This window comes from Nesterenkonia halobia (genome assembly GCF_039536005.1).
GTDB classification, from domain to species: Bacteria; Actinomycetota; Actinomycetes; order Actinomycetales; family Micrococcaceae; genus Nesterenkonia; species Nesterenkonia halobia.
In genome coordinates this window covers 614,324-638,325 of sequence record NZ_BAAAYG010000003.1, presented here as the reverse complement: position 1 = coordinate 638,325, position 24,002 = coordinate 614,324, and the positions used below count along the sequence as shown (strand labels likewise).

The 24,002-nt window shown below is 72.7% G+C and carries 19 protein-coding genes; 3 read left to right on the top strand and 16 right to left on the bottom strand.

Annotation, left to right across the window (positions count from 1 at the left end; translation table 11 throughout):
- Positions 1-466 precede the first annotated feature (466 nt).
- From ABD652_RS05570 to ABD652_RS05550, 5 genes are all read right to left on the bottom strand, one after another.
- Positions 467-1,894 carry a maltokinase N-terminal cap-like domain-containing protein gene (locus tag ABD652_RS05570; protein WP_344719016.1) on the bottom strand — a complete coding sequence of 476 codons (1,428 nt, stop codon included), beginning with the start codon at positions 1,892-1,894 and terminating at the stop codon, positions 467-469.
- A gap of 198 nt (positions 1,895-2,092) precedes the next feature.
- Entirely contained in the window at positions 2,093-3,088 is a 996-nt protein-coding gene (gene rlmB / locus ABD652_RS05565; RefSeq protein WP_153143987.1) for a 23S rRNA (guanosine(2251)-2'-O)-methyltransferase RlmB, read from the bottom strand.
- Positions 3,081-4,553: a cysteine--tRNA ligase gene (gene cysS / locus ABD652_RS05560; RefSeq protein ID WP_344719012.1), complete on the bottom strand. Its 1,473-nt coding sequence runs from the start codon at positions 4,551-4,553 to the stop codon at positions 3,081-3,083. Before cysS ends, rlmB begins: the two co-directional genes overlap by 8 nt.
- Positions 4,554-4,594: 41 nt before the next feature.
- A complete protein-coding gene (ispF, locus tag ABD652_RS05555) occupies positions 4,595-6,013 on the bottom strand; it encodes a 2-C-methyl-D-erythritol 2,4-cyclodiphosphate synthase (RefSeq protein WP_344719010.1) in 1,419 nt (472 codons plus the stop codon).
- 14 nt (positions 6,014-6,027) lie between these two features.
- On the bottom strand, positions 6,028-6,549 hold the full coding sequence (locus ABD652_RS05550) for a CarD family transcriptional regulator (protein WP_344719008.1): 522 nt from the start codon (positions 6,547-6,549) through the stop codon (positions 6,028-6,030).
- A gap of 260 nt (positions 6,550-6,809) precedes the next feature.
- Between ABD652_RS05550 and ABD652_RS05545 the strand changes: the two genes are divergently transcribed.
- Complete coding sequence (locus ABD652_RS05545) at positions 6,810-7,367, top strand: hypothetical protein (RefSeq protein ID WP_344719006.1); 558 nt, start codon at positions 6,810-6,812, stop codon at positions 7,365-7,367.
- 103 nt (positions 7,368-7,470) lie between these two features.
- Here the strand turns inward: ABD652_RS05545 and ABD652_RS05540 are convergent, their stop codons facing one another.
- From ABD652_RS05540 to trhO, 11 genes are all read right to left on the bottom strand, one after another.
- A complete protein-coding gene (locus ABD652_RS05540; protein ID WP_153143992.1) occupies positions 7,471-7,740 on the bottom strand; it encodes a glutaredoxin family protein in 270 nt (89 codons plus the stop codon).
- Between the two features lie 60 nt (positions 7,741-7,800).
- Positions 7,801-9,003 (bottom strand): acetoin utilization protein AcuC, encoded by a 1,203-nt coding sequence (locus tag ABD652_RS05535; RefSeq protein ID WP_344719001.1) that lies wholly within the window; start codon positions 9,001-9,003, stop codon positions 7,801-7,803.
- A gap of 118 nt (positions 9,004-9,121) precedes the next feature.
- Complete coding sequence (locus ABD652_RS05530; RefSeq protein ID WP_344719070.1) at positions 9,122-9,760, bottom strand: potassium channel family protein; 639 nt, start codon at positions 9,758-9,760, stop codon at positions 9,122-9,124.
- Between the two features lie 25 nt (positions 9,761-9,785).
- A complete protein-coding gene (locus ABD652_RS05525) occupies positions 9,786-11,108 on the bottom strand; it encodes a TrkH family potassium uptake protein (RefSeq protein WP_344718999.1) in 1,323 nt (440 codons plus the stop codon).
- A 79-nt stretch (positions 11,109-11,187) separates the two neighbouring features.
- Positions 11,188-12,033 carry a pyrroline-5-carboxylate reductase gene (gene proC / locus ABD652_RS05520; RefSeq protein WP_344718998.1) on the bottom strand — a complete coding sequence of 282 codons (846 nt, stop codon included), beginning with the start codon at positions 12,031-12,033 and terminating at the stop codon, positions 11,188-11,190.
- A gap of 51 nt (positions 12,034-12,084) precedes the next feature.
- Positions 12,085-12,942, bottom strand: a complete 858-nt coding sequence (locus tag ABD652_RS05515) for a sugar phosphate isomerase/epimerase family protein (protein ID WP_344718996.1) — start codon at positions 12,940-12,942, stop codon at positions 12,085-12,087.
- Positions 12,929-13,981, bottom strand: a complete 1,053-nt coding sequence (locus ABD652_RS05510; RefSeq protein WP_344718994.1) for a Ppx/GppA family phosphatase — start codon at positions 13,979-13,981, stop codon at positions 12,929-12,931. Before ABD652_RS05510 ends, ABD652_RS05515 begins: the two co-directional genes overlap by 14 nt.
- 13 nt (positions 13,982-13,994) lie before the next feature.
- Positions 13,995-16,868 carry a type I DNA topoisomerase gene (gene topA / locus ABD652_RS05505; protein WP_344718992.1) on the bottom strand — a complete coding sequence of 958 codons (2,874 nt, stop codon included), beginning with the start codon at positions 16,866-16,868 and terminating at the stop codon, positions 13,995-13,997.
- A gap of 152 nt (positions 16,869-17,020) precedes the next feature.
- A complete protein-coding gene (locus ABD652_RS05500) occupies positions 17,021-17,734 on the bottom strand; it encodes a MarR family transcriptional regulator (RefSeq protein WP_344718990.1) in 714 nt (237 codons plus the stop codon).
- Between the two features lie 96 nt (positions 17,735-17,830).
- Positions 17,831-19,591, bottom strand: a complete 1,761-nt coding sequence (locus ABD652_RS05495) for a DUF7059 domain-containing protein (protein ID WP_344718988.1) — start codon at positions 19,589-19,591, stop codon at positions 17,831-17,833.
- Positions 19,588-20,538: an oxygen-dependent tRNA uridine(34) hydroxylase TrhO gene (gene trhO / locus ABD652_RS05490; RefSeq protein WP_344718986.1), complete on the bottom strand. Its 951-nt coding sequence runs from the start codon at positions 20,536-20,538 to the stop codon at positions 19,588-19,590. Before trhO ends, ABD652_RS05495 begins: the two co-directional genes overlap by 4 nt.
- A gap of 199 nt (positions 20,539-20,737) precedes the next feature.
- Here trhO and ABD652_RS05485 point away from each other — a divergent pair, with 199 nt between their 5' ends.
- Complete coding sequence (locus ABD652_RS05485) at positions 20,738-21,439, top strand: GNAT family N-acetyltransferase (RefSeq protein WP_344718984.1); 702 nt, start codon at positions 20,738-20,740, stop codon at positions 21,437-21,439.
- Between the two features lie 13 nt (positions 21,440-21,452).
- On the top strand, positions 21,453-23,963 hold the full coding sequence (locus tag ABD652_RS05480; protein WP_344718982.1) for a DEAD/DEAH box helicase: 2,511 nt from the start codon (positions 21,453-21,455) through the stop codon (positions 23,961-23,963).
- Positions 23,964-24,002 lie beyond the last annotated feature (39 nt).

Genomic DNA, 24,002 nt, shown 5'->3' with positions numbered 1-24,002 from the left:
CCGTCAGCAAGCAACTTCTCCATCTTACCAGACGATCACCATCCCCGCAAAACCAGTGCCAACCAGTCCGCAACGAACAACGCCGCCGCAACCACTGATCAACACCCCGTTCATCCCGGGGACACGATCAATCATAGTATCAGATTCTCAGAAGCAACAACAACGACCATCCAGTCGCCATGCCCGGCCCAGCACCCCAGAGCGACCCTTCCGGCGTCTGCCCTGTGCCCTGAGCACGGGATAAAACTCTAGCACCGCCTCAGAACGAATGTAAACTTCGCATGAACAGTGCCTCGATCCCCGCCATGCCGGGGATCCGCTGCTTCCGGACCGGGCATCCGCCGCAGACGCCGCGATGTATCCGTGGTCACATTCCGCGGGGCCCGGGCTCCGTCCCTCGTCCCGAGGGGCGTCCCCCTCCCTGGCACGCCCTCTCCCCTGCGGGGGAGGACGCGGCGGTCGAGGATCAGGACTCGGTCTGGATGAGCATGGACGGACGGAAGACCCACCGTCCGCCCCACCGGGCGAACAGGTCGAAGGCCTCGGAGAGCATCCCCGCGCGGAAGAAGACCGAGTCCACTCCCGCGGCGTCCGCATCGCTGCTCCGATAGCCCGCGAGCAGGGCTCGCGAGGCGTCGTCGTACCAGCGGGCGTAGTTCACCGAGGCGTCGGGGGCCTCCTCGACCTGCTCCATCACGGCATCGGCGAGGGAGATCAGCACTGTCACCACGTCACGCAGCGGCAGCGCATGCTCGACCATGCCGCCCTGCTCGGAGACGATCCACCGCGTGCCACCGGCCTCCTCCACGCCGCGCAGCCGGGTCATGTCCAGGTCGCCGTGGATGTGCTGCAGCATCTTGGGCTCGTCGGCCTCGCGCAGCTCCATCTCCAGAGTGTCCACGACCTCGCCGATCTCGGCCTGCTCCTCCTCGTCGAAGCGCTCGGCGACGTCGCGCCACTGCTCGGCCAGCGTCCGCCGGGCGTCCTGGGCCATCGTCGACAGCTGCCGAGCAGTCTGCGGATGCGCCCCGAGCGCACCGGCGAGGTCGGCATGGAACGTGCCCAGCCCGCGGCCGAGGGCTCGGGCGGTCTCGACGAGGGGCGTCTCCTCGCGCAGCGCGGTCCGTGCCGCGTCGCGCGCCTGTTCTCCGAGACATCCCCTTCCGCGGAGCACGGCGAGGTCGCCGCCGGCCCATCGATCGTCCGAGGTGCGCCAGGCGCCGCCGACGAGTCCCAGCACCGGCGCGACGGACCGTGAGCCGGCCTGGGTCAGCGTCAGCGCGGTCTCCAGCGCCGTGCTCCGCCCCTCCTCGGGGCGCCGCAGCACATCGACGACGACGGCGTCCTCGTCGTCGACGCCGTGTCCGGCATCGGCGGTGACCACAGTGCGCGCGACGTCCTCGCGCTCGCCGGCCATCGGACTGCGACGCAGACGTCCGGTGAAGGGGGTGTGCTCGGCGAAGTCCGCGAAGGCCCGGCCGTGCGCCCGACCATCGCGGGTGCCACGGCGACGTCGGGCCATCTCCAGCCAGGCGGCGAGGAAGGCCTGGTCGCGGGCGCCGTCGTAGAGCCAGCGCTCTCCGTCGTCGGTGCGCAGCGTGCCGATGAAGGCGTCCTTGCCGGCGAGCGCCGACGGCCGGGTGCGCAGCGCGACCGGCACCGAGACCAGGTCCCGGACGCCGTCGTGCTCGACCTCGAGGAGGTGGACCTCCAGCACCAGTCCCGCGTCCGGCTCGCCCTCGGGGGTCGGGAGCCGCTGCCCGCCGACGCGGCGCAGACTCCGTCGACCGGTGCGCGCCGGGAACCACTCCCGGCCGGCCAGCCAGGTCTCGACCACGTCGAGGAAGCCGGGGAGCTGCTCACCGCGCACCGGCGCCATCGTCGTCTCCTTCACCGGGAACCCTCCTTCGCCGTCGGCGGGGCGTCCTGCTCCCCCGCCGTCCCGTGCCGACCGCGGGCCGGCTGCATGAGCCGGCCGCTCCGGGTCATCTGCTCCGACGCTACCCCAGGAGCGCACGGAACTGTCGGCGATCCGCGGGCAGTGTCCGCACCGGTCGGCCTGGCCGGTCCGGCCGGCTCGATCCCGCTCGGGTCAGCTCTGGCCGCCGGCGCGCAGCCGGGCGACCTCGTAGAGGCTGATGCCCACCGCCATCGACGCGTTCAGCGACTCGGTGGACGAGGCGATCGGGATCGAGACGATCTGATCGCAGGTCTCGTGCACCAGCCGCGACAGTCCGCGCCCTTCGGAGCCGACGACGACGATCAGCGGCTCGTCGGCCAGCGGCAGTCCGGTCAGCTCGGCGTCTCCGTCGCCGTCCAGCCCGACGACGAAGTAGCCCTCCTGCTGGGCGGCACGCAGCGCATGGGTGAGGTTCTTCGCCCGGGCGACGGGGATCCGGGCGGCAGCACCGGCCGAGGTCTTCCAGGTGGTGGCGGTGATCCCGGCCGACCGTCGCTCCGGGACGATGACGCCGTCGGCGTCGAAGGCCGCCGCCGCACGCAGGATCGCGCCGAGGTTGCGCGGGTCGGTGATGGAGTCGCAGGCGACCAGCAGCGGCTGGTGGGCGAGGTGGCCCTTCCGGACGCGCTCGAGCTGCTCGTCGATCAGCTCGCCCGCCTCGGCGTAGTCATAGGGCTCGAGCACCAGGGCCACGCCCTGGTGGACGGCGTCCCCGGAGGCGCGGTCCAGCTGACGGCGACCGACCTCGCGGATGTGCACCGACTGTTCGGCGGCCAGCTGCAGCGCCTCGCGGACACGGCCGTCGGACTCGATGTCGGTGGCGACATGCAGCTCCTTGGCCGGCACCGCCTCGGTCAGCGCCTCGAGGACGGCGTTGCGGCCGGCGACGACGTCGTCGGTCCCCTGGCCGGATCCGCGGGTCCGCGGCTGCCGCGCCTGCTGCTTGGCCCGCGAGCGCTCGGCGAGCTGCTTCTGTCGATGCGCCTTGTGATAGACGCGGTCCTCGGCCTTCGGGGTCGGGCCCTTGCCCTCGAGCTTGCGCCGGCCCTGGCCGCCGCTGCCCACGACGGGGCCCTTCTTCTCCTTCTTCCGCACGGCGGCGGACTTCGGACGGGAATCTTTAGCCACGTCGGGCCTCCTTCGGCAGCGACCAGCGGCTGCCCTCGCGAGAGTCTTCGATCATCACGCCCGCCGCGGCGAGCCGGTCCCGGATCGCGTCGGCGCGGGCGAAGTCCTTCTCGGCCTTGGCCTCGGCCCGCTCGGCGAGCAGCCCGTCGACCAGCGCGGCCAGCGCGGCGTGCTCGGCCGAGGCGGCGCCGGAGCCGGCCTCCGGCACGTCGTCCAGCCCCAGCACGGAGACCATGGTGCGCACGGCCGCGGCTCGGGCGGCGGCGACGTCGGCCGCCCCCTCGTCCAGGGCGGTGTTGCCCGCCCGGACGGTCTCGTGCAGCGCCGCCAGCGCGGCCGGGACGTTGAGGTCGTCGTCCATCGCGGCGGCGAACTCCGCGGGCACCTGCTGCGCGGCCGCGGCGACGGCGTCCTCGCCGAGCGTCTCGACGGCGCGGGCGGCGAAGGTCTCGATGCGCTCGACGGCGGCCTCGGCCTCCTGCAGCGCTCCGGGCCGGTAGTCCAGCGGCGAGCGGTACTGGGCCTGGCCCAGGAAGTAGCGCACCGCCGTCGGACGCGCGGCGGCGAGCATCTCGTCCGGCGAGATCGTGTTGCCCACCGACTTCGACATCTTCTCGCCCTCGTAGGTGACCATGCCGTTGTGCAGCCAGTGCCGGGCGAAGCCGTCGCCGGCGGCCGAGGACTGGGCCAGCTCGTTCTCATGGTGCGGGAAGCGCAGATCCAGGCCGCCGCCGTGGATGTCGAAGGTCGAGCCCAGATACTTGGTGGACATCGCCGAGCACTCCAGGTGCCAGCCGGGCCGGCCGCGGCCCCAGGGCGAGTCCCAGGCGGCGGTCTCCGGCTCGCCCTCCTTGTGGCCCTTCCACAGCGCGAAGTCCCGCGGGTCCCGCTTGCCGCGCGGATCGGCGTCAGGGGCGTCCTGCATGTCCTCGAGCGCCTGCCGGGTCAGCTCGCCGTAGGCCGGCCAGGAGCGGACGTCGAAGTAGACGTCGCCGGAGCCGTCCTCGGCCGGGTAGGCGTGTCCGGCCTCGATGAGCCGCTCGATGAGCGCGAACATCTCGGTCATATGCCCGGTCGCGCGCGGCTCGTAGGTCGGCCGCCGCACGCCCAGGGCGTCGTAGGCGGCGTGGAAGGCCTGCTCGAAGCGGTGGGCCAGCGCGAACCACGGCTCGCCGGCCGGGTCGGCGCCATCGTCGCCGCCGGCGAAGTCCGCGGCGAAGGAGACCGCCGCCTTCTCCAGGATCTTGTCGTCGATGTCGGTCACGTTCCGCACCGAGGTCACTGCGAAGCCGCTGTGCTCGAGCCAGCGGACCAGGAGGTCGAAGGCCACCGCCGAGCGGACGTGCCCCACGTGCGGACGCCCCTGGACGGTCGCGCCGCAGTAGTAGAGCGAGACCCGTCCGGGCTCCAGCGGGACGAAGTCGCGGACGGTCGCCGTCTTGGTGTCGTAGAGTCGCAGTGCCACGGGGCCCAGCCTATCGGACCGGTTCCGGGCGACGGCGCGGGTCAGGCCGCTCCGTCCGCGCCGGCCGCACCGTCCGCGACGAGCACGGCCGTCGCCGTGGCCAGCACGCCCTCGACCCGGCCGGTGAAGCCGAGCCCGTCCGAGGTCGTCGCGCTGACCGACACCGGCGCGCCGGCGGCCTCGGTCAGCACCTGCTGCGCCTCGGCCCGCCGCGGGCCGAACTTCGGTCGGGCGCCGACCAGCTGCACGGAGACGCTGCCGATGCGGAAGCCGGCCTCCCCGGCCAGCCGCACCGCCTCGGCCAGCAGCACGACGCCGGAGGCGCCCGCGAGCTCCGGCCGGGACGTGCCGATGGTGTCGGCGCCGAAGTGCACGCCCATGTCGCCGATCCCGGCGGCGGAGAAGATCGCGTCGCAGGCGGCGTGGGCGACGACGTCGCCGTCGGAATGGCCCGACAGTCCTCGCTCCCCCGGCCAGTGCAGACCGGCCAGCATCAGCTCGCGGCCCTCGTCGGGGCCGGCGAAGGCGTGGACGTCATGGCCGACGCCGACGCGGGGCACGATCACCGACGGCGCAGGCGACGGGACGGGCGACGGCTCCGGGGCAACCGGCTCCGGGACCTCCGCGCCGCCGTGCTCTGCGCCGCCGAGCAGCGCCTCGGCCGTCAACAGGTCGGTCGGAGCGGTGATCTTCAGCGAGCGCGCGTCGCCGGGCACCAGCCCGACGTCGACGCCCAGGTCCTCGGCGATCATCGCCTCGTCGGTGAGCCGCTCCGCCTGCTCGTCGGGCAGCTCGCCGATGTGGGAGAACGCGCGGCGGAGCAGCGGCAGGGTGAAGCCCTGCGGGGTCTGCACCGCCCGCAGCCCGCCGCGCGGCGGGGTGCCGGAGACCCGCTCCACAGAGGGGGCGGATCCCGCGTCCGGCGCGGCGACGGTCTTGATGGTGTCGGCCACCGCCACTGCGGGCACGACGGCCTGCCAGCCGGCGGACAGCGCGTCGAGCACGCGGATGTGGACCGCCGCCGGAGTCAGCGGACGCGCGGCGTCGTGGACCAGGATCGCGGTGTCCTCCTCGGCCCAGCCGCGGGCCGCGGCATGCTCGGCGACCGCCTCGACCCCGCGGCGCACCGAGGCCGGCCGGCTGCCGGCGCCGGGGACCTGCACGACGTCGACGCCGAGCGATGCGGTCAGCTCCGTGCCGCAGGCGCCGAGCCGGCGGCGGGCCTCCGGTTCCTCGGGCAGCACCAGCACGACCAGCTCATAGCCGATCTCCGGGGAGACGCCGTCCAGCGCCCGGGCCAGCATGCTCCGCCCGGCCACCGGAACCAGCGCCTTGGGGATGCCGCGGCCGAGCCGGGTGCCGCTGCCGGCGGCCACACAGACGAGCGCCCGGCGCTGAGCAGCGTCCGGGCGCGTCGTCGTGCGGGGCTCCTCGCCGGAGCCGGGCCGTTCCGTCGGCATCGTCGAGCCGGCGGTCACTCGCCGGAGGTCGTGGCCGACTCGCCGCGGACCGGAGCCTCGTCGAGGATCTCGTCGAGCAGCTTCTCCGCCCGCGTCTCGTCGAGGTCCTTGGCCAGCGCCAGCTCGGAGACCAGGATCTGGCGAGCCTTGGCGAGCATCCGCTTCTCGCCCGCGGACAGACCGCGGTCGTTCTCCCGGCGCCACAGGTCGCGCACGACCTCGGCGACCTTGTTGACGTCGCCGGAGGCCAGCTTCTCCAGGTTCGCCTTGTACCGGCGCGACCAGTTGGCCGGCTCCTCGGTGAACTCCGCCCGGAGGACGTCGTAGACGTGCTCCAGGCCCTCGGTGCCGACCACGTCGCGGACGCCGACGAGGTCCACGTTCTCCGCCGGCACCTCGATGGTCAGATCACCCTGCGACACCCGCAGCTTGAGGTACATCTTCTCCTCGCCGCGGATGGTGCGCATCTTCACTTCTTCGATGGTCGCCGCCCCGTGGTGCGGGTACACGACTGTCTCGCCGACCTCAAAAACCATGTATATGTTCCCCTTTCCCGCAGACGAGTTTATCACGGATCACAGCCGCGCCAGCGTGTCGGAGCTCGCACCACGGGTTCCAGCGCATAGGGTTCGCCGCCGCCCCACCTTCGACGCCGTGTAGAATTCGAGACGCCGCACGACGCCGACCGGCGACGATGTCGTATCCTGGACCCGTCCAGGTGCGCTCCAGGTGCGTCGGCGCCACGACCTGCGCCGCACCGTCCGTGTCGCATCCCATCCCGTGAGGAGACCCCGACGTGAAGCACGCCCCCTCTCCGGCTCGCCGCACGGCCGCGGCGACTCTGGCCGCCGCCGCCCTGCTCGGCGCCACCGGCTGCAGCGCGATCAACTACCAGGCCACCACGCACCAGTACTCGGCCTCCAACGGCATCGTCGAGGACGTCGGGGCGGCCGACTTCCGCCACATCATGCTGATCACCTCCGGCGAGGGTGAGCCGGCGCGGCTGATCGGCACCGTCTCCAACTCCGGCGGCGAGCCGCTCGACGCCGGCATCGAGGTCGCCGGACAGTCCTTCAGCGTCGAGGTGCCGGCCGGCGGCGCGGTCACGCTGGAGGAGGACGAGGAGTTCATCGTCGACGAGGCTCCGGCCGCCCCGGGCGCCGTCGTCGAGACCACGCTCACCGCCGACGGCGAGTCCGCCGAATCCGAGGCGACGATCTTCGACGGACTCTACGAGCAGTACCGCGACCTGGTCCCCGGCGGCTGGGACGAGTCCACCACCGAGCATCTGGAGCACGGCGAGGACACCTACGGCGCCGGCGCCGCCCACCACGGCGAGGGCGGCGGCCACTGACCCTCGTCCGTCGAGACCCGCCCGCCGAGACACACAGGGCCCGGACCGCCATGGTCCGGGCCCTGCGTGTGTCCGCCGACGGCCGGGGCCGAGACGACCGCGCTCAGCCGCGTCCGGTCGCCTCGGCCAGCAGCCGGCGCATCCGCCGCGGGTCGATGCGCCAGAAGTCGCGCACCGCGCCGTCGATGCGCAGCACCGGAACCTCCTCGGCATGCCGGGCGGCGAGCTCCTCGTCGGCGCTGATGTCGACTTCACGGACGGTCAGGGCGAACTCGGCGCAGACTTCGCCAGCGACGGCGAGCGCCTCCTCGCAGAGATGGCAGCCGGGCCGGGTCAGCACCTCGACCAGCGGGCCGGCGTCGGGATCGGGCATGGTGTCGTCCTCCGGGGTCGGGGCGAGAGGTCGGGGTGAGGGATCGGGGTGAGGCGCCGGTCAGTCGAACCAGGGATCGAGCCCGTGGCGCGGGAAGATCTCCCGCCGGGTGAGCATCACCGCGCGGTCGACGGCGTCGCCCGGATCGTGGCCGTGCGTCCAGGAGCGCCAGCCCAGGTGGACTCCGTCGTCCATCCGCTCCGGAGCCTCCGCGCCGCAGCGGGCGCGCACCTGCTCGCGCCAGGCATCCGGCGTCGGCGCGCCCAGCGGGATCGGACAGCCGGCGACGACGGCGGTCAGCTGCGTCCAGCTGCGCGGCACCACCGCGGCGACCGCGTACCCGCCGCCTCCGGTGGCGATCCATCGCCCGCCGCAGTGCTGCTCGACCAGATGCGCGACGTCCATGGCCGCCTGCCGCTGGGCGTCGACGCTCAGCCGCAGGTCGGTCAGCGGGTCCGCGGCATGCGAGTCGCAGCCGTGCTGGGAGACGATCACCGTCGGCTCGAAGGCCTCGACCAGCTGCGGGACCACGCCGTGGAAGGCGCGCAGCCACCCGGCGTCGCCGGTGCCCGCCGGCAGCGCGACGTTCACCGTCGTGCCCGCGGCGTCGCCGGTCCCGCTGTCCTGCGGGAATCCGGTGCCGGGGAAGAGGCTGAGTCCGGACTCGTGCAGCGAGATGGTCATCACCCGCGGCTCGTCGACGAAGATCGACTCGGTGCCGTCGCCGTGGTGGGCGTCGAGGTCCAGATAGAGCACCCGCGGCACGCCGCGGTCGAGGAGCCGGCGCACCGCCGCGGCGGCGTCGTTGTAGACGCAGAAGCCCGCCGCCCGCGAGCGGGCGGCGTGGTGCATCCCGCCGGCGACGTTCACCGCGCGGGACACGGCCCCGGAGAGCACCGCGTCGGCGCAGTCCAGGCTGCCCTGCACGATCCGCGCCGAGGCGGTGTGGATGGCGTCGAAGACCGGGTTGTCCTCCGTGCCCAGCCCGTGCGCCGCGGAGGGCGTGCCCTGGGCGCCGGCGGCGCGGACGGCCTCGATGTAGTCGGCCGAGTGCACGGTCAGCAGGTCCTCGTCGGCGGCGACCCCCGGAGCCAGCACGCTGATCCGCGGATCGTCGAGGATCCCCATCTCGCGACAGAGGTCCACGGTGAGCTCCAGACGCACCGGGTCCATCGGATGCCAGGGGGCGTGCCGATACTCGAGCAGGTCCGGGTGCCAGACCACCGCCGTGGACTCGGCGGCGCGGAAGGAGCGGCAGGTCACATCGCGAGCCTACGACACCGGCGACGCCGAGCACGAGCCGAGCACGCCGGACGCCGCGGTCGGCGCTGCGGCCGGCGCCGCCGATCGCCGTCGACGCGCGGCGCGCGGCGCGCGGCGCTCACATGTGGTCGGCGAACTGCTCCAGCTTCCGCACGTCGCCGGAGACGATGATCGTGTCGCCGGGCGAGACCAGCGTCTCCGGCTGGGCGTAGACGAACTCGCGGCCCGGGGACTTCACGCCGACGACGTTGACGCCGTGGCGGCTGCGCGGCTGGCACTGGTCGATCGTCTTGCCCTGCAGGTCCCGCGGCGGATGCATCTTCACGATCGCGAAGTCGTCGTCGAACTTGATGAAGTCCATCATCTGCCCGGAGACCAGATGGGCGGCGCGCACGCCGGCGTCGTGCTCGGGGTAGATGACGTGGTGGCAGCCGATCCGCTTGAGGATCTTGCCGTGGGCGGGGTTGATGGCCTTCGCCCAGACGTGGTCCACGCCGAGGTCGACGAGGTTGACCGCGATGAGCACCGAGGACTCGATGGAGGTGCCCACTCCGACCACGGCGGCGTCGAACTCCTCGGCGCCGATCTGGCGCAGCGCCTCGATGTCGGTGGCGTCGGCCTCGATCACGTGGGTGAGCGCGTCGGCGTGCTTCTGCACCAGGCCGCGGTCGCGCTCGACGGCGAGCACCTCGCGGCCCTGCGCGACGAGCTGGTAGCCCAGGGCCACGCCGAAGCGCCCCAGCCCGACGATGAGGATGGGACGGTTGCGCTGCTGGCGGCGATCACCCAAGGATCGGCCTCCCCTCTGGATAGCGGTATCGCGTGCTGCGCTGACGCACGGTCAGCGCGGCGGCGAAGGTAATGATGCCCACGCGGCCGGCGAACATCAAGCCGGACAGGATGTACAGCCCCGCCGGCGGCAGCTCGGCGGTGAGCCCGCTGGTGAGTCCCACAGTCGCGAAGGCCGAGATCGACTCGTAGAGCGGACGCTCCATGTCCTGGCCGGTGATGGTCATCAGCGCCAACGTGGAGACCAGCACCAGCGTCGCGCCCATGGCCACGACCGAGACCGCCACGCGGACCGCCGAGGCGGGGATGGTGCGCTCGTGGGCGGTGGACTCGGTGTCGCCGCGGGCCTCGGCCAGGAAGGCCAGCCAGATCACCGCGATGGTGGTGACCTTGATGCCGCCGGCGGTCGAGGCCGAGCCGCCGCCGGCGAACATCAGCGCGTCGGAGATCAGCTTGGTCTGCGGGTTCTCCAGATTCGACTCCACCACGGAGAAGCCGCCCGAGCGCATGTTCACCGAGGCGAAGAGCGCGTTCTGCAGCTTCTCCAGGAAGCCCATGTCTCCGATGGTCTGGGCGTTGTTCCACTCCATGACCGCGTAGAGCCCCGCGCCGGCGACCATCAGCAGCACGGTGACCTCCAGGGTCAGCCGCGTATGCAGATTCCAGCGGCTGTAGCGCAGCCGGGTGCGCCACAGCGCGAAGAGCACCGGGAAGCCCAGGCTGCCGAGGAAGACCCCGATCATGATCGCCCAGATGCTCAGCGGGTCATGGTCCAGGCCGGCCAGCCCTTCGGAGTGGATCACGAAGCCGGCGTTGTTGAAGGCCGAGATCGCGTAGAAGAGCCCGTGCCAGATCCCGCTGAGGACGTCGCCCTCCAGGTGGATCAGCCGCGGCACCAGCACCAGGGCCAGCACCGCCTCGATGATCAGCGAGATGGCGACGACGATCTTGATCAGGCTGGTGACCTCGCCGAGCTGGTCGGTCTTCCAGCCCTCCTGGGCGATCTTCTTGGTCTTCAGCCCCAGGCTGCGGGTCACGCTGGCGGCCAGCAGCGAGGCGACGGTCAGGATGCCCAGACCGCCGACCTGGATGGCCACGATGATCACGATCTCGCCGGCCAGCGACCAGTGGTCGGCGGTGTTCACCGGCGTCAGCCCGGTCACCGACACCGCCGAGGTGGCCACGAACAGCGCCTCGTGCAGCTCCGCCGGCCGGCCCGATTCAGCGGCCCACGGCATCATCAGCAGCGAGGTGAACAGGGCGGTGACGACGGCGAAGATCAGCAGCGCCGCACGGGCCGGCGAGCTGCCGGCCATGCGGGCTATCCAGCGCCTGAACTGCGACCACGACCCTCGAACGGTCGCGACCTCGGGTTCTGTCGTCATGGCGCTCAGCTTAGACCTCGTCGCGCAGCTGGGTGGTCATCTCCCGCGCACGCGACGCGCTGGCGGCCACCGCCGCGCGCACTGCGGCCGGGACCTCGTGCGCCTCGAGGGCGTCGACGGCCCGCTCCGTGGTGCCGTTCGGCGAGCACACGGCCTTCCGCAGCGCCGCGGCGTCGGCGGTGCCGGCCGCGCGGTGCTCGACCAGCATGGTCCCGGCGCCCCGGACCGTGGCGGCGGCCAGATCGGCGGCCAGTTCGGGGTCCAGGCCCAGCTCCACGCCGCCGGCGGCCATGTGCTCGGCCAGCAGGAAGGCATAGGCCGGCCCCGAGCCGGAGACGCCGGTCAGCGCGTCGATCTGCACCTCGTCGACGACGTGGACCGCCCCGCAGGCCGACAGCAGCGACTGCACCGTCGCCACCTGTTCGGCGGCGGCGTGGGTGCCGGCGGCCAGGCCGACGACGCCCTGCCCGACCGACAGCGGCGTGTTCGGCATCGACCGGATCACCGGCTGGCCGTCGCGCAGCGCGGACTCGAGCATGGCGACGTCGACGGCGGCGGCCACCGAGACCACCACAGTCTGCGGCGCCAGCGACGCGGCGATCTCCTCGGCCAGCGTGACGATGCCGTGGGGCTTGACGCCCAGCAGCACGACGTCGGCGCCGTCGACGGCGCGGCGGTTCGCCTCCGCGTCCGACTCCTCGGCGAGCACCTCGACGCCCAGCTCCTCGGCGCGGGCGGCGGCCGAGGCGGACGAGCGGGTGGTGGCCACGACGTCCTCGCGGGACACCGGGCCGGCCAGCAGGCCGGACAGGATGGCCGCGTTCATCGAGCCGAGTCCGAGCATGGCGATGCGCATCAGAGGTCCTCTCCTCATCGGGCGGTGTCGGGGCGGCCCCGACGGATGGGATCAGCCGGTCGTCGCCCGCCGCCCCAGGTGTCTGCGGGCGAACTCCAGCGATTCTGCCAGCATCCGCTCCCGCTCGCCCACTCCGCGGGCGGTGCGGGTGGCCACCTCCACGGCGACGACGCCGTCGAAGCCGCCGTCGCCGAAGTCCTCGGCGGCGATGAGCTCCAGCGTCTCGGCGACCGGCTGCTCGCCGCGGCCCGGCACCAGGTGATCGTCCTTGAAGCCGTTGGACCAGCCGTCGGTGAGGTGCACGTGCCGCAGCCGCGAGCCCAGCGCCCGGCAGGCGGCCGCCGAATCCGACTCGGCGGTGGCCGCATGGGAGAAGTCCCAGGTCACGTGCGGATAGGGCTGGGCGACGGGATCCCAGTGCGGCAGGTACATCGTCGCCTCGCGGGTCCCGGCGCGCCAGGGGTACATGTTCTCCACCGCGAAGCGCACTCCGGTGGAGGCCTCCAGCTCGGCGATGCCCTCCGCGAAGCGCTCGGCATAGCCGGTCTGCCAGCGGAACGGCGGATGGGCGACGACGGTGTCGCAGCCGACGTCGACGGCCAGCCGGGCGCTGCGGCGCAGCTTCTCCCAGGCCGAGCCCCAGACCTGCTGGGTGAGCAGCAGCGTGGGCGCGTGGACGGCCGTCAGCGGCAGCTCGAAGCGGCGGACCAGCTCGTTGAGCACCTGCGGCGACTGCGTCTCCGCCCGGTGGGTGACCATGACCTCCATGCCGTCGTAGCCGAGGTCCGCGGCGATCGCGAAGCCGTCGGCGACGCCCAGCGGGTAGACCGACGACGTCGACAGCGCCACCGGGATCGGCCGGCGGGAGCCTCCCGACGTCGTGGCGGAGGGGTGCTCAGCCGCGGGCATGCTCGACCGCCGCTCGTGCCGAGGCGAGGCCGGACCCCCGCGGAGTGATCAGATCGCGCCGCAGGTCCACGTGCCCGACGCCGGGCGCATGCGGGATCTCCACCGCATGGTCCAGGATCAGCGAGTCCAGACGGCGCAGGATCAGCCCTTCGCGCAGCGCCCAGGGACAGATCTGCAGCTCCTCGATCTCGAAGGCGCGCATCGCCGCCTCGGCGGCCACCGCGCCGGCGAAGACCTGCCGCGAGCGCATCTCCGAGACGCCCGGCAGCTGCGCCCGCTGCGCGGCGGTCATCGGCCCGAGCTTCTTCACCAGGGCCTTGAGGTCCTTGTGGGACAGCGTGCGGCGCACGTACGGCCCGGACGCCGAGGGCGCGGCGCCGGTCATCCGCGCCAGCGAGCGGAAGGTCTTCGATGTGGCCAGCACCTCGGTGTTCGCGTCCAGCGTCGGGAACTCGCGGCGGGCGGCCCCGATCTCCTCGCGGACGTAGGCCTTCAGCTCCTTGATCTGCGCCTTGCCGGGCGGATCGTCGGGCAGCAGGTCGCGGGTCAGCCGCCCGGCGCCCAGCGGCACCGACAGCGCCGTGGACGGCAGCTCGTCCTGGCCGTAGGCCATCTCGAAGGAGCCGCCGCCGATGTCCAGGTTCAGGATGTGCCCGGCGCTCCAGCCGCGCCAGCGGCGGGCGGCGAAGAAGGTCGTCGCCGACTCCTGGGCGCCGCTGAGCTCCATGAGCTCGACTTCGGTCTCCTCGGCCACCCGGGCGAGGACCTCCTCGCCGTTGGCGGCCTCGCGGAGGGCCGAGGTGCAGAAGGAGAGCAGGTCCTGGGCCCGGTGCCGGGCGGCGAAGCGTGCGGCCTCGTCGATGAATCCGAGCAGCTCGTCCTGCCCCTCACGGGTGATCGCGCCGTCGTCGTCGAGATGCTTCACCAGCGACAACGGCCGCTTGTGCGAGGCGAAGGGCTCGGGCTTCGCCCCGATGTGGGCGTCCACGAGCAGCAGGTGCACAGTGTTCGACCCCACGTCCAGCACGCCCAGTCTCATCCGATGATGGCTCCTATGCTCCGCTCGAGGTCGTGGTGCGGGACCCCGTGGACTTCGTCGTCGATTTCTTCGCCGGGGACTTCTTCGCCGCGGTCGAGGACTTCGAACCCGAGGACGTCGACCCGGAGGACTTCCCCCCGCCCTTCGGGGCCGGCGTCTTCTTCGGCGCCGAGGTCTTCTTCGGCGCCGGGGCCTTCGCGCGCTTCTCGGCCAGCAGCTCGAAGGCGCGCTCCTTGGTCAGCGACTCCACCGAGGTGCCGCGCGGCACGGTGACGTTGATGTCGCCGTCGGTGACGTAGGGGCCGAAGCGGCCGTCCTTGACCACCACCGGCTTCTCGCTGGTGGGATCGGCGCCGAACTCGGCCAGCGGCGCGGCCGCCGCCCGACGTCCGCGCTGCTTCGGCTGGGCGTAGATCGCCCGGGCCTCCTCCTCGGTGATGGTGAAGAGCTGCTCCTCCGACTCCAGCGACCGCGAATCCGTGCCCATCTTCAGATAGGGCCCGTAGCGTCCGTTCTGCGCGGTGATCTCCTCGCCGTCGACGCCGGTGCCGACCACCCGCGGCAGCGAGAGCAGCTTCAGCGCCTCGTCGACGGTGACCGTCTCCAGGCTCATCGACTGCAGCAGCGAGCCGGTCCGCGGCTTCGGCTGCTTCGGCTTCTTCTTCGGCTTGGGATTGCCGTTCTTGTAGTACTCGGTCGGCTGGGCGTCGAGGTGGGCCTGGACCTCTTCCTCGGTCATCTCCTCGATCACCTCGGTGACATAGGGCCCGAAGCGGCCGTCCTTGGCCACGATCTCCCGGCCGGTCTCCGGGTCGGTGCCCAGCACGCGGCCCGAGAGCTGCGCCTGGGCGAAGAGCTCCTCGGCCTTCTCGGAGGTCAGCTCGTCCGGGGCGAGGTCCTCGGGCAGATTCGCGCGCAGCGGATCCGAGCCCTCCCCGCCCTCGGGGTTCGGACGCTCCAGGTAGGGGCCGTAGCGGCCCACGCGCAGCGTCACGCCCTCGACGATCTCCATCGAGTTGATCGCCCGCGCGTCGATCTCGCCGAGGGTGTCGACGACGTCGCGCAGCCCCTGGGCGCCGTCGTCGGCGCCGAAGTAGAAGGCCTGCAGCCAGGCCTCGCGCTCGACCTCGCCGCGGGCGATCCGGTCGAGGTCCTCCTCCATCCGGGCGGTGAAGTCGTAGTCGACGTAGCGGCCGAAGTGCTCCTCCAGCAGCCGGATCACCGAGAACGCCGTCCAGGAGGGCACCAGCGCCGAGCCGCGCTTGGTCACGTACCCGCGGTCGACGATCGTCGAGATCGTCGGCGCATAGGTCGAGGGACGGCCGATCTCGCGCTTCTCCAGCTCGGCGACGATCGAGGCCTCGGTGTAGCGCGCCGGCGGCGTGGTCTCGTGGCCCTTGGCCTCGACGTCCTCGCCGGTGAGCGCGTCGCCCTGCTCGAGCTTCGGCAGCCGCTTGGAGTCCTCGCGTCCCTTCTTCGCGCTCTCGTCGCCCTCGCCGGAGGTCTCGGCGACCTCCTCGTAGGCGGAGAGGAAGCCCGGGAAGGTGATCACTGTGCCGGAGGCGCCGAAGGTCGCCCGGCGTCCGTCGCTCGCCTCGCCGGTCAGCCGCACCGAGGCGGTGAAGCCCTTCGCGTCGGCCATCTGCGAGGCGATCGTCCGCTTCCAGATCAGCTCGTAGAGGCGGAACTCCTCCTGGGAGAGCTCCCCGGCGACCTGGCCCGGGGTGCGGAAGTGGTCGCCGGCCGGGCGGATGGCCTCGTGGGCCTCCTGGGCCGACTCGTTCTTCGTCGCGTAGAAGCGCGGGCTCTCCGGGATCGACTCCGGGCCGTAGAGCTCGGTCGCCTGCCCGCGGGCGGCGGTGATCGCCTCAGTGGACAGCGTCACCGAGTCGGTGCGCATATAGGTGATGTAGCCGTTCTCGTAGAGCCGCTGGGCGACCTGCATGGTCACCCGCGAGGAGAAGCGCAGCCGGCGCGAGGCCTCCTGCTGCAGCGTCGAGGTGGTGAACGCCGGCGACGGGCGGCGGCTGTAGGGCTTCTCCTCCAGCGAGTCGACGGCGAAGCGCGCCTGCGTCAGCCCGGAGGCCAGCGACTCGGCGGACTCGCGGTCCAGGACGGTGACCTCGGAGGCCTTCCGTGTGGACTTCAGCTGTCCGCGGTCGTCGAAGTCGGAGCCGGAGGCGATCCGCGCGCCGTCGACGGCGGTGAGCTTGGCGGTGAAGGATTCGGCGGCGTCGGTGGTGAAGGTCCCCGACAGGTCCCAGTAGGAGGCCGGCACGAAGGCCATGCGCTCCCGCTCGCGCTCGACGACCAGACGGGTGGCCACCGACTGCACGCGGCCGGCCGAGAGGCCCCGGCCGATCTTGCGCCAGAGCACCGGCGAGATCTCGTAGCCGTAGAGCCGGTCGAGGATGCGGCGGGTCTCCTGCGCGTCGACCAGGTCCTGGTCGATCTGCCGGACGTTGTCCAGCGCGCGGGTGATGCCCTCCCGGGTGATCTCGGTGAAGGTCATCCGGTAGACCGGCACCTTCGGCTCGAGAACCTCGAGCAGGTGCCAGGCGATGGCCTCGCCCTCGCGGTCGGCGTCCGTGGCGAGATAGAGCTCGCTGGCCTCTTTGAGCGCCCGCTTGAGCTCGGTGACCTTCTTCTTCTTGGAGTCCGAGACCACGTAGTAGGGCTCGAAGCCCTCCTCCGGGTTGACCGCGAACTTGCCGAAGGGGCCCTTCTTCATCTCGGCGGGCAGATCGGAGGGCTGCGGGAGGTCACGGATGTGCCCGGCCGAGGCGTCGACCATGAAGTCGTCGCCCAGGTACTTCGCGATCGATCTGCTCTTCGCCGGCGACTCGACGATCACGAGTTTCTTGCCTGCGGAAGCCTTGGCGGGCACTGCTCTCCTCGACGTCGGGTGCGGTCGGTCCCGGGGCCGGAACAGGGCGGAGAGTCGGTGCGACGTCCCCCGCGACAGGCCCGTTGCCGGAGCCGGGTGCTCAATATATCAGCCGGCCGCGGCGACGACGCGCGGCCCGCGGTCTCCCCGCCTCAGGCCGCCCGGCCGTCCGCGGAGGAGGACCCTCCGGACTCCTCGCTCAGGCCGTGGTCCTCCAGAGCGGAGACGAAGTAGTGCAGGCGGCGGTCCCCGTCGTCGCCGGCGCCGCCCCGCTCGGAGGTCGTCTCGTACTCCTCCATCAGCTCGTGCAGCCGGCGCATGAACTCCTCGGCCTTCTCCGGAGCCAGCGAGAGCACTCCGGAGGAGAAGATCGGGTAGAGCGTCGCCGGGCGCTCGACGTGCTGCTCGCGGCGGTTGATCTCCTCGGAGATGCGCTTCTGCAGCGACTGGATCTGCACGTTGGCGTAGGCGTGCTTGGCGTGCGCCGAGGAGCCGAAGCCGGAGAGCCGCAGCATCATCGCCGCCGCCTGCCAGTACCGGCTGCGGCCGTCGCCGTCGTGCTCCGCCCGTCGGATGAAGCCGTACTTCTCCAGCGCGCGGAGGTGGTAGCTCATCGACGACGGCGAGACGCGGCAGACGGCGGCCAGCTCCGTCGCGTTGTAGATCCGATGGGTGCCGAAGAGCTCGTCGAGCGCGGCCAGGCGCGCCTCGTGGGCGAGCGCCCGGATCGCCTGGACGTCGTCGATGACGACCTCCCGGGGCAGCTCGCCGATGGGCCGGCCCGCCGGCTCGTCGACGGCCGGGCGCTCCTCGGCGGGGCCGGCCGGGGACTCCGGCGCCTCATCTGCAGCGGCTCGAGGTGACATGCCCGGCAGTCTAGACGAGCCGGATGACGCCCACATCACACTCGCGCCCGCGTCTCAGTCTGCGGTCCGTCCGGCCCGTCCGGCCCGGACGCCGCGTCACTCCGCCGGCACCAGGAACCCGTCGACGACGAGCTCGAGGACCTCCTCGCGCAGCGCGGCCGTCAGCTCCTCGACGTCGACGACGCCGTCGTCGAGCAGCGCGCCGACGGCGGTGATCAGCTGGTCGGCGGAGAACTCGCCGTCGGCCGCGCCCAGCACTCCGGCCGCACCGGAGGAGACCGGCCGCACTCGCCGCAGGCCCGCGCCCTGGCGGGCGAGGATGATCTCCGGATCGCTCGCGCCGAAGCGCTGGTGGCGCTCGTCGGTGACGTCGGAGGCGGCGACCAGGCGCTCGCCCAGCACGGCCTCGGGGTCGCGGCGGACCCTGTCGGCCCGCTCGGTCGTGGCCCCGATCGTCGGGCCCAGCGGCTGCTCGACGGGATGGACGAGCTCCTCGACGCGGCGCCAGGGCTCGCCGGATTCCTCGACCGGGCGGCGGCGCAGCCAGATCATCCCGAAGCCGACCTCGGCGACGCCGCGGAGCCGGAAGTCGCGGAGATAGGCGGCGTAGCGGCGCCGGAAGTCGACGACGTCGCGCTCCTCCGCGGCGTCGCGCAGCCACGTCTCGGCATAGCCGGGGCCGTCCTGGCGGTCGCGCTGGAGGAACCAGGCGTCCACCGGGGCGGGCTCCCCGCCGGCGGCGTCGAGCGCGGCGAGCCACTGCCGCGGCCGGGTCGACCAGTCGGCGGCGGGCTCGGCGTCGCCGTCGTCCTCCGCGGAGCCGGCGGCGGGGATCTCCCAGTTGCCCAGCAGCTGGGCGGTGCCGCCTTCGGCGAGGGCCTCGGGCAGCGCGGCGACCAGCTCGGCCACCAGCTCGTCGCCCACGCGGCCGCCGTCGCGGTAGGTGTAGCGCTCGGTTCCGCCGTCGCCGGTCTCCCCGACCTCACCGGCCTCCGCCGCGGCGGCCTCCTCCGCCGTCCGCGGGGTGATCACGAAGGGCGGGTTGGAGACGATCAGGTCGAAGCGGCGCCCGGCGACCGGCTCGAGCAGGCTGCCGGCGAGCAGCTCCACCCGGTCCTCCAGCCGCCGCGCGTCCAGGCCGAGCGCCTCGGCGTTGAGGATCAGGTTGAAGCGGGCGAAGGCCAGCGCCCGCTCGCTGAGGTCGGTGCCGACGACGTGCTCGGCGTGGTCGAGCAGGTGGAACAGCTGGATGCCGCAGCCGGTGCCCAGATCCAGCGCCGACTCCGTGCCGCGCCGATGCGTGCTCCCGGCCAGCGTCAGGCTCGCCTGTCCGATGCCCAGCACGTGCTCGGGCGGCAGGGCGCCCTCGACCTGGTGGGCGCCGAGGTCGCTGGTCACCCAGAGATCCGCCGCCGATCCGCCCTGCCGGGCGGCGGCCACCTGATAGGGGCGCAGGTCGACGGCGGGCAGGACGAGCCCGTCGGCGCCGATCCCGCCGACCCCGTCGGCGCCGCCGAGCAGCACCAGGCCGAGCCGCCGCAGACCGTCCGGGCCGGTCCGCGGGAAGGCCGCGGCCAGCTGGCCGACGGAGACGTCGAGGTCGAGCAGCCAGAGAGCGGCCATCACGGCCGAGGCCGGCGGGCGCTCGTCGTGCAGCAGCTGCTGCACGCGCAGCTGGCCGGGCACGATCTGATCGCGGTCCAGCGCGGCGACGGACTCCTCGCCGAGCAGCGCCGCCAGCGCGTCGTTGGTGAACTCGGCGGCGGCCAGGTCGGCGCGCAGCGCCTCCACCAGCGCGACGTCGTCGCTCGTCGGGGCCGTCACGGCGGCGGCCTGCTCCCGGGTCAGTCGGCTCATCGGCGGCGCTCCTTCTCCAGCACTCCGGTGTTCGGGTCGTCGGGGTCCGCGGCCACGCGTTCGGCGCAGGCCGGACAGCGCGTCGTCGCCGGCACCTCGACGTGGTCGTCGCAGTAGAGCCGCAGCGTCGAGCAGCCGCGGTCCAGGCAGTTCAGATAGCGGCTGGTCGGGGCCGCGCAGAGGCAGCACGCGCCCAGCGTGACGGCGTCCTCGGAGAAGCGCATGCTCATCCGTCCGTCGAAGACGTGCAGCTCGCCCTGCCAGTACCCGGCGTCGCCGTAGGTCTCGCCGTAGCGGACGATGCCGCCGGCGATCTGATAGACCTCGGAGAACCCGCGCCGGCGCATCAGCGCCGAGAGCACCTCGCAGCGGATCCCGCCGGTGCAGTACGTGACCACCGGCTGATCCTTCAGGTGGTCGTACCGGCCGGAGTCCAGCTCCGCGAGGAAGTCGCGGGTGGTCTCGGTGTCGGGGACGACCGCGCCCTCGAACCGACCGATCTGCGCCTCCATGGCGTTGCGGCCGTCGAAGAAGGTCACCTCGGTCCCCTCGGCGCGCCGGGTCTCGACCAGCTCGTGGACCTGCTCCGGGGTCAGGTGCTCGCCGCCGCCGACGACGCCGTGCTCGTCGACCTCGAGCTCCTCGGCCGCGCCGAAGGCCACCAGCTCGTCGCGGACCTTCACCGACAGTCGCGGGAAGTCCTCGGCCCCGCCGGCGGACCACTTGAACTCCAGGTCCGCGAAGGGCCCGTAGGCCCGGGTCCGCTTGGCGTACTGCTTCACCGCGTCGACGGCGCCGCCGACGGTGCCGTTGATCCCCTGCGGCGAGACGATGATGCGTCCGCGCAGCCCCAGCTCGCGGCAGAGGGCGTGCTGCCAGAGCTTCACCGCCTCCGGATCGGCGAGCGGGGTGAAGGTGTAGTACAGGACGATGCGCGAGATGCTCACGACCGACGAGGATACCGCCGACGGCGGCGGCTGCGGACTCGTCGCGGCCCACGAGGTCTCACGGCGACTCCGACGGGCTGTGGAGGAACTTTCCCGACATCGGTTGATCCCCGGAACGACGCCGATCAGATGCTCGCACGAGGAAACCGGACGACGTGGCCCCTCCCACAGGAGGCGGTTTTCTTCATATAGTCGAGTCATGACTGCTGAGCTGAACGACGCCCTCGTCCGCATCTGGGTGACCGGATGGGCGCGGACCCATGACTACGACGTCGACCATGACGGCAATGTCCATTCGGCCCTGCGCTCCGGCGACTCGGACGAGTGGGAGTACGTCGTCCACGCCGCCGAGGAGGCCGATGTGCAGGCCGCCGTCGACGCCGTGGTCGACACGCCCGGGCGCCTGCTGACCGTCATCGCCGAGCCGGGCGCCGAAGCCCTGAGCTCGCAGGCGATGGACGGCCTGGAGCAGATCTCCGACGAGGAGAAGCTGATGGTCGTCGACATGTCCACCCAGGACGTCGAGGACCCGATCACTCCGGAGGGCTACACCACCCAGCGCGAGGACAAGGACGGCTGGACGCTGTTCACCGTGCAGGACGGCGAGACCGTCGCCGCCCGCGGCCGGGTCGCGCTGGTGGAGAGCGTCGCAGTGCTCGACCGCATCTACACCAACCCCGACTACCGCCGGCAGGGCCTGGGGACCTTCGTCACCCGGGCGCTGATCGCGATCGCGCTGGAGGACGACGTCGACGACGGCCTGCTGGTCGCCAATGTGGACGGCCAGGAGCTCTACGAGTACCTCGGATGGACGCTGGTCGGCGACGTGCACGTCTACACCGCCACCGGCACCGGGCGCACCCGTCCCTCGCACTCGCAGTTCGACAACCTCAGCGAGTGATCCCGGGACTGCGATGACCGGCGCCGCGGACGCCGGAGACGACCCCCTCGACCTGCTGCGGCGGGCCGGACTCTCCACCCGGGTGGACGAGTCCGGCCCGCTGCGGCATGTCCGCACCCTGCCGGCGCGCACGGCGCGCACCGCCGCGTGGCCGGAGTGGGTGCCCGAGGATCTGCGCGCCGGCTACCGGCAGGTGGGCGTCTCCGCGCTCTATACGCATCAGGTCCGCGCCGCCGAGGCGCTGCACGCCGGAGACGACGTCATCCTGGCCACCGGCACCGCCTCCGGAAAGTCGCTGGGCACCCAGCTGGCCGGGCTCTCGGCGATCTGCCGCGGCGGAGCCACGATGCTCTACCTCTCCCCCACCAAGGCGCTGGCCGGCGATCAGCTCGAGGCGCTGAGCGAGCTCGCCGAGGCCACCGGCCCCACCGGCGACGACGGCGGGATCCGCCCGGCGGCCTACGACGGCGACACCGCCGTGGAGGAGCGCGCCTGGATCCGTCAGCACGCCAATGTCGTGCTGACGAATCCGGACATGCTCAACGTCGGCATCCTGCCGAACCACCGCGGGTGGGCGCGGTTCTTCGCCCGGCTGCGCTGCGTGATCATCGACGAGGCGCACAGCTGCCGCGGGATCTTCGGCTCGCACGTCGCGCTGCTGCTGCGCCGGCTGCGGCGCGTGGCCGCCCACTACGGGGCGCATCCGGTCTTCGCCGGCGCCTCGGCGACCAGCGGCGATCCGGCGGCCTCCTTCGCCCGGCTGATCGGCCGCCCCGCGGCGGCGGGCGGCCCCGACGACGACGCCGGCGCGGAGGACGCCGAGGACGCCGCCGGTGGGGCCGACGCGACCGATGGAACCGACGCGGCCGGCGGGTCCGGCGTCGTCGCGGTGACCGAGGACGGCTCGCCGCACGGGCCGGTGGACGCCTACCTCTGGGAGTCGAGCGTGGCCGAGCAGACCGGCGACGCCGGCGCGCCGGCCCGACGGAGCCTGACGGTGGAGGCCGCCGACGTGCTGACCGACATGGTCGTCACCGGGCGCCGCACGCTGGCCTTCATCGCGTCCCGGCGCGGCGCGGAGACGATCGCGCGGATCACCGGCGAGAACCTCGCCGACGTCGACCGCGCGCTGACCGAGCGCGTCTCGGCCTACCGCTCGGGCTACCTCACCGAGGAGCGGCGCGCGCTCGAGGAGGCGCTGCGCACCGGACGGCTGCTCGGCGTCGCCTCCACCCCGGCGCTGGAGCTGGGCATCGACATCTCCGGGCTCGACGTGGTGATCATCGCCGGCTGGCCCGGCACCCGGGCGTCGTTCTTCCAGCAGCTCGGCCGCGCCGGACGCGACGGCCAGCGCGGGGCGGCGTTCTTCATCGCCGGCGACGACCCGCTGGACGCCTACCTGCTCGACCACCCGGAGGCCATCTTCGACGCCGCCGTCGAGGACTCGGTCATCGACCCGGAGAATCCGCATGTGGCCGCACCGCATCTGCTGGCCGCCGCCCAGGAGCTGCCGCTGGTCCCGGCCGACGCCGCAGAGATCGGCGAGACGGGCGCCGAGACCGGCGCCGCGCACGGAACGCCCGGCCGGCCCGCCGACCCGGCCCCCTTCGCCGGGCTGCGCTGGCTGGTGGACGCGCTGACCGAGCAGGGGCATCTGCGCCGTCGCCCGCGCGGCTGGTTCTTCGCCCACGAGGCCTCGGCGGCCGGCTGGGTGAAGCTGCGTTCCGACGGCGGCGGGCCGTACACGATCATCGACGCCGAGGACGGCACGATCATCGGCGACATCGGCGCCGGCCAGGTCCAGCCGCAGGCTCATCCCGGCGCGGTCTACGTGCACCAGGGACGGACCTACGTGGTCGAGGACCTCGACCAGGACGCCGCGCTGGTGCTGGTGACTCCGGCGTCGCCGCCGTTCTACACCCAGGCCCGCGAGACGACCTCCATCGAGGTGCTGGGCACCGACACCTCGGTCGACTGGGGACGCTTCGCGCTGCATTCCGGCGCAGTGGAGGTCACCTCCGCCGTCGTGGGATTCCAGCGCAAGGCGCTGGGCAGTTCGGAGGTGCTCTCCGACGAGCCGCTGGAGCTGCCGCCCTCGACGCTGCGCACCCAGGCGGTGTGGATCACCGCCCCGGAGACCGCCCTGGCCGCGGCCGGAGTGATCCCCGAGCACATCCCCGGGGCGCTGCATGCCGCCGAGCACGCGATGATCGGGCTGCTGCCGCTGATCGCCTCCTGCGACCGCTGGGACATCGGCGGCGTCTCCACCGCGCTGCACGCCGACACCGAGCAGCCGACGATCTTCGTCTACGACGGCCACCCGGGCGGAGCGGGCTTCGCCGAGCGCGGCCACGCCGCCGCAGTGGAATGGATCCGGGCGACGGCGGCGACGATCCGCGGCTGCGGCTGCGAGGCCGGCTGCCCCTCCTGCGTGCAGTCGCCGAAGTGCGGCAACAAGAACTCGCCGCTGGAGAAGACTGCGGCGCTGCATCTGCTGGAGGCGCTGCTCGAGGCGGCCGGCTGACACACGTCGGGCGGGGGATCTCTCGGGGTGCGAGCGGCC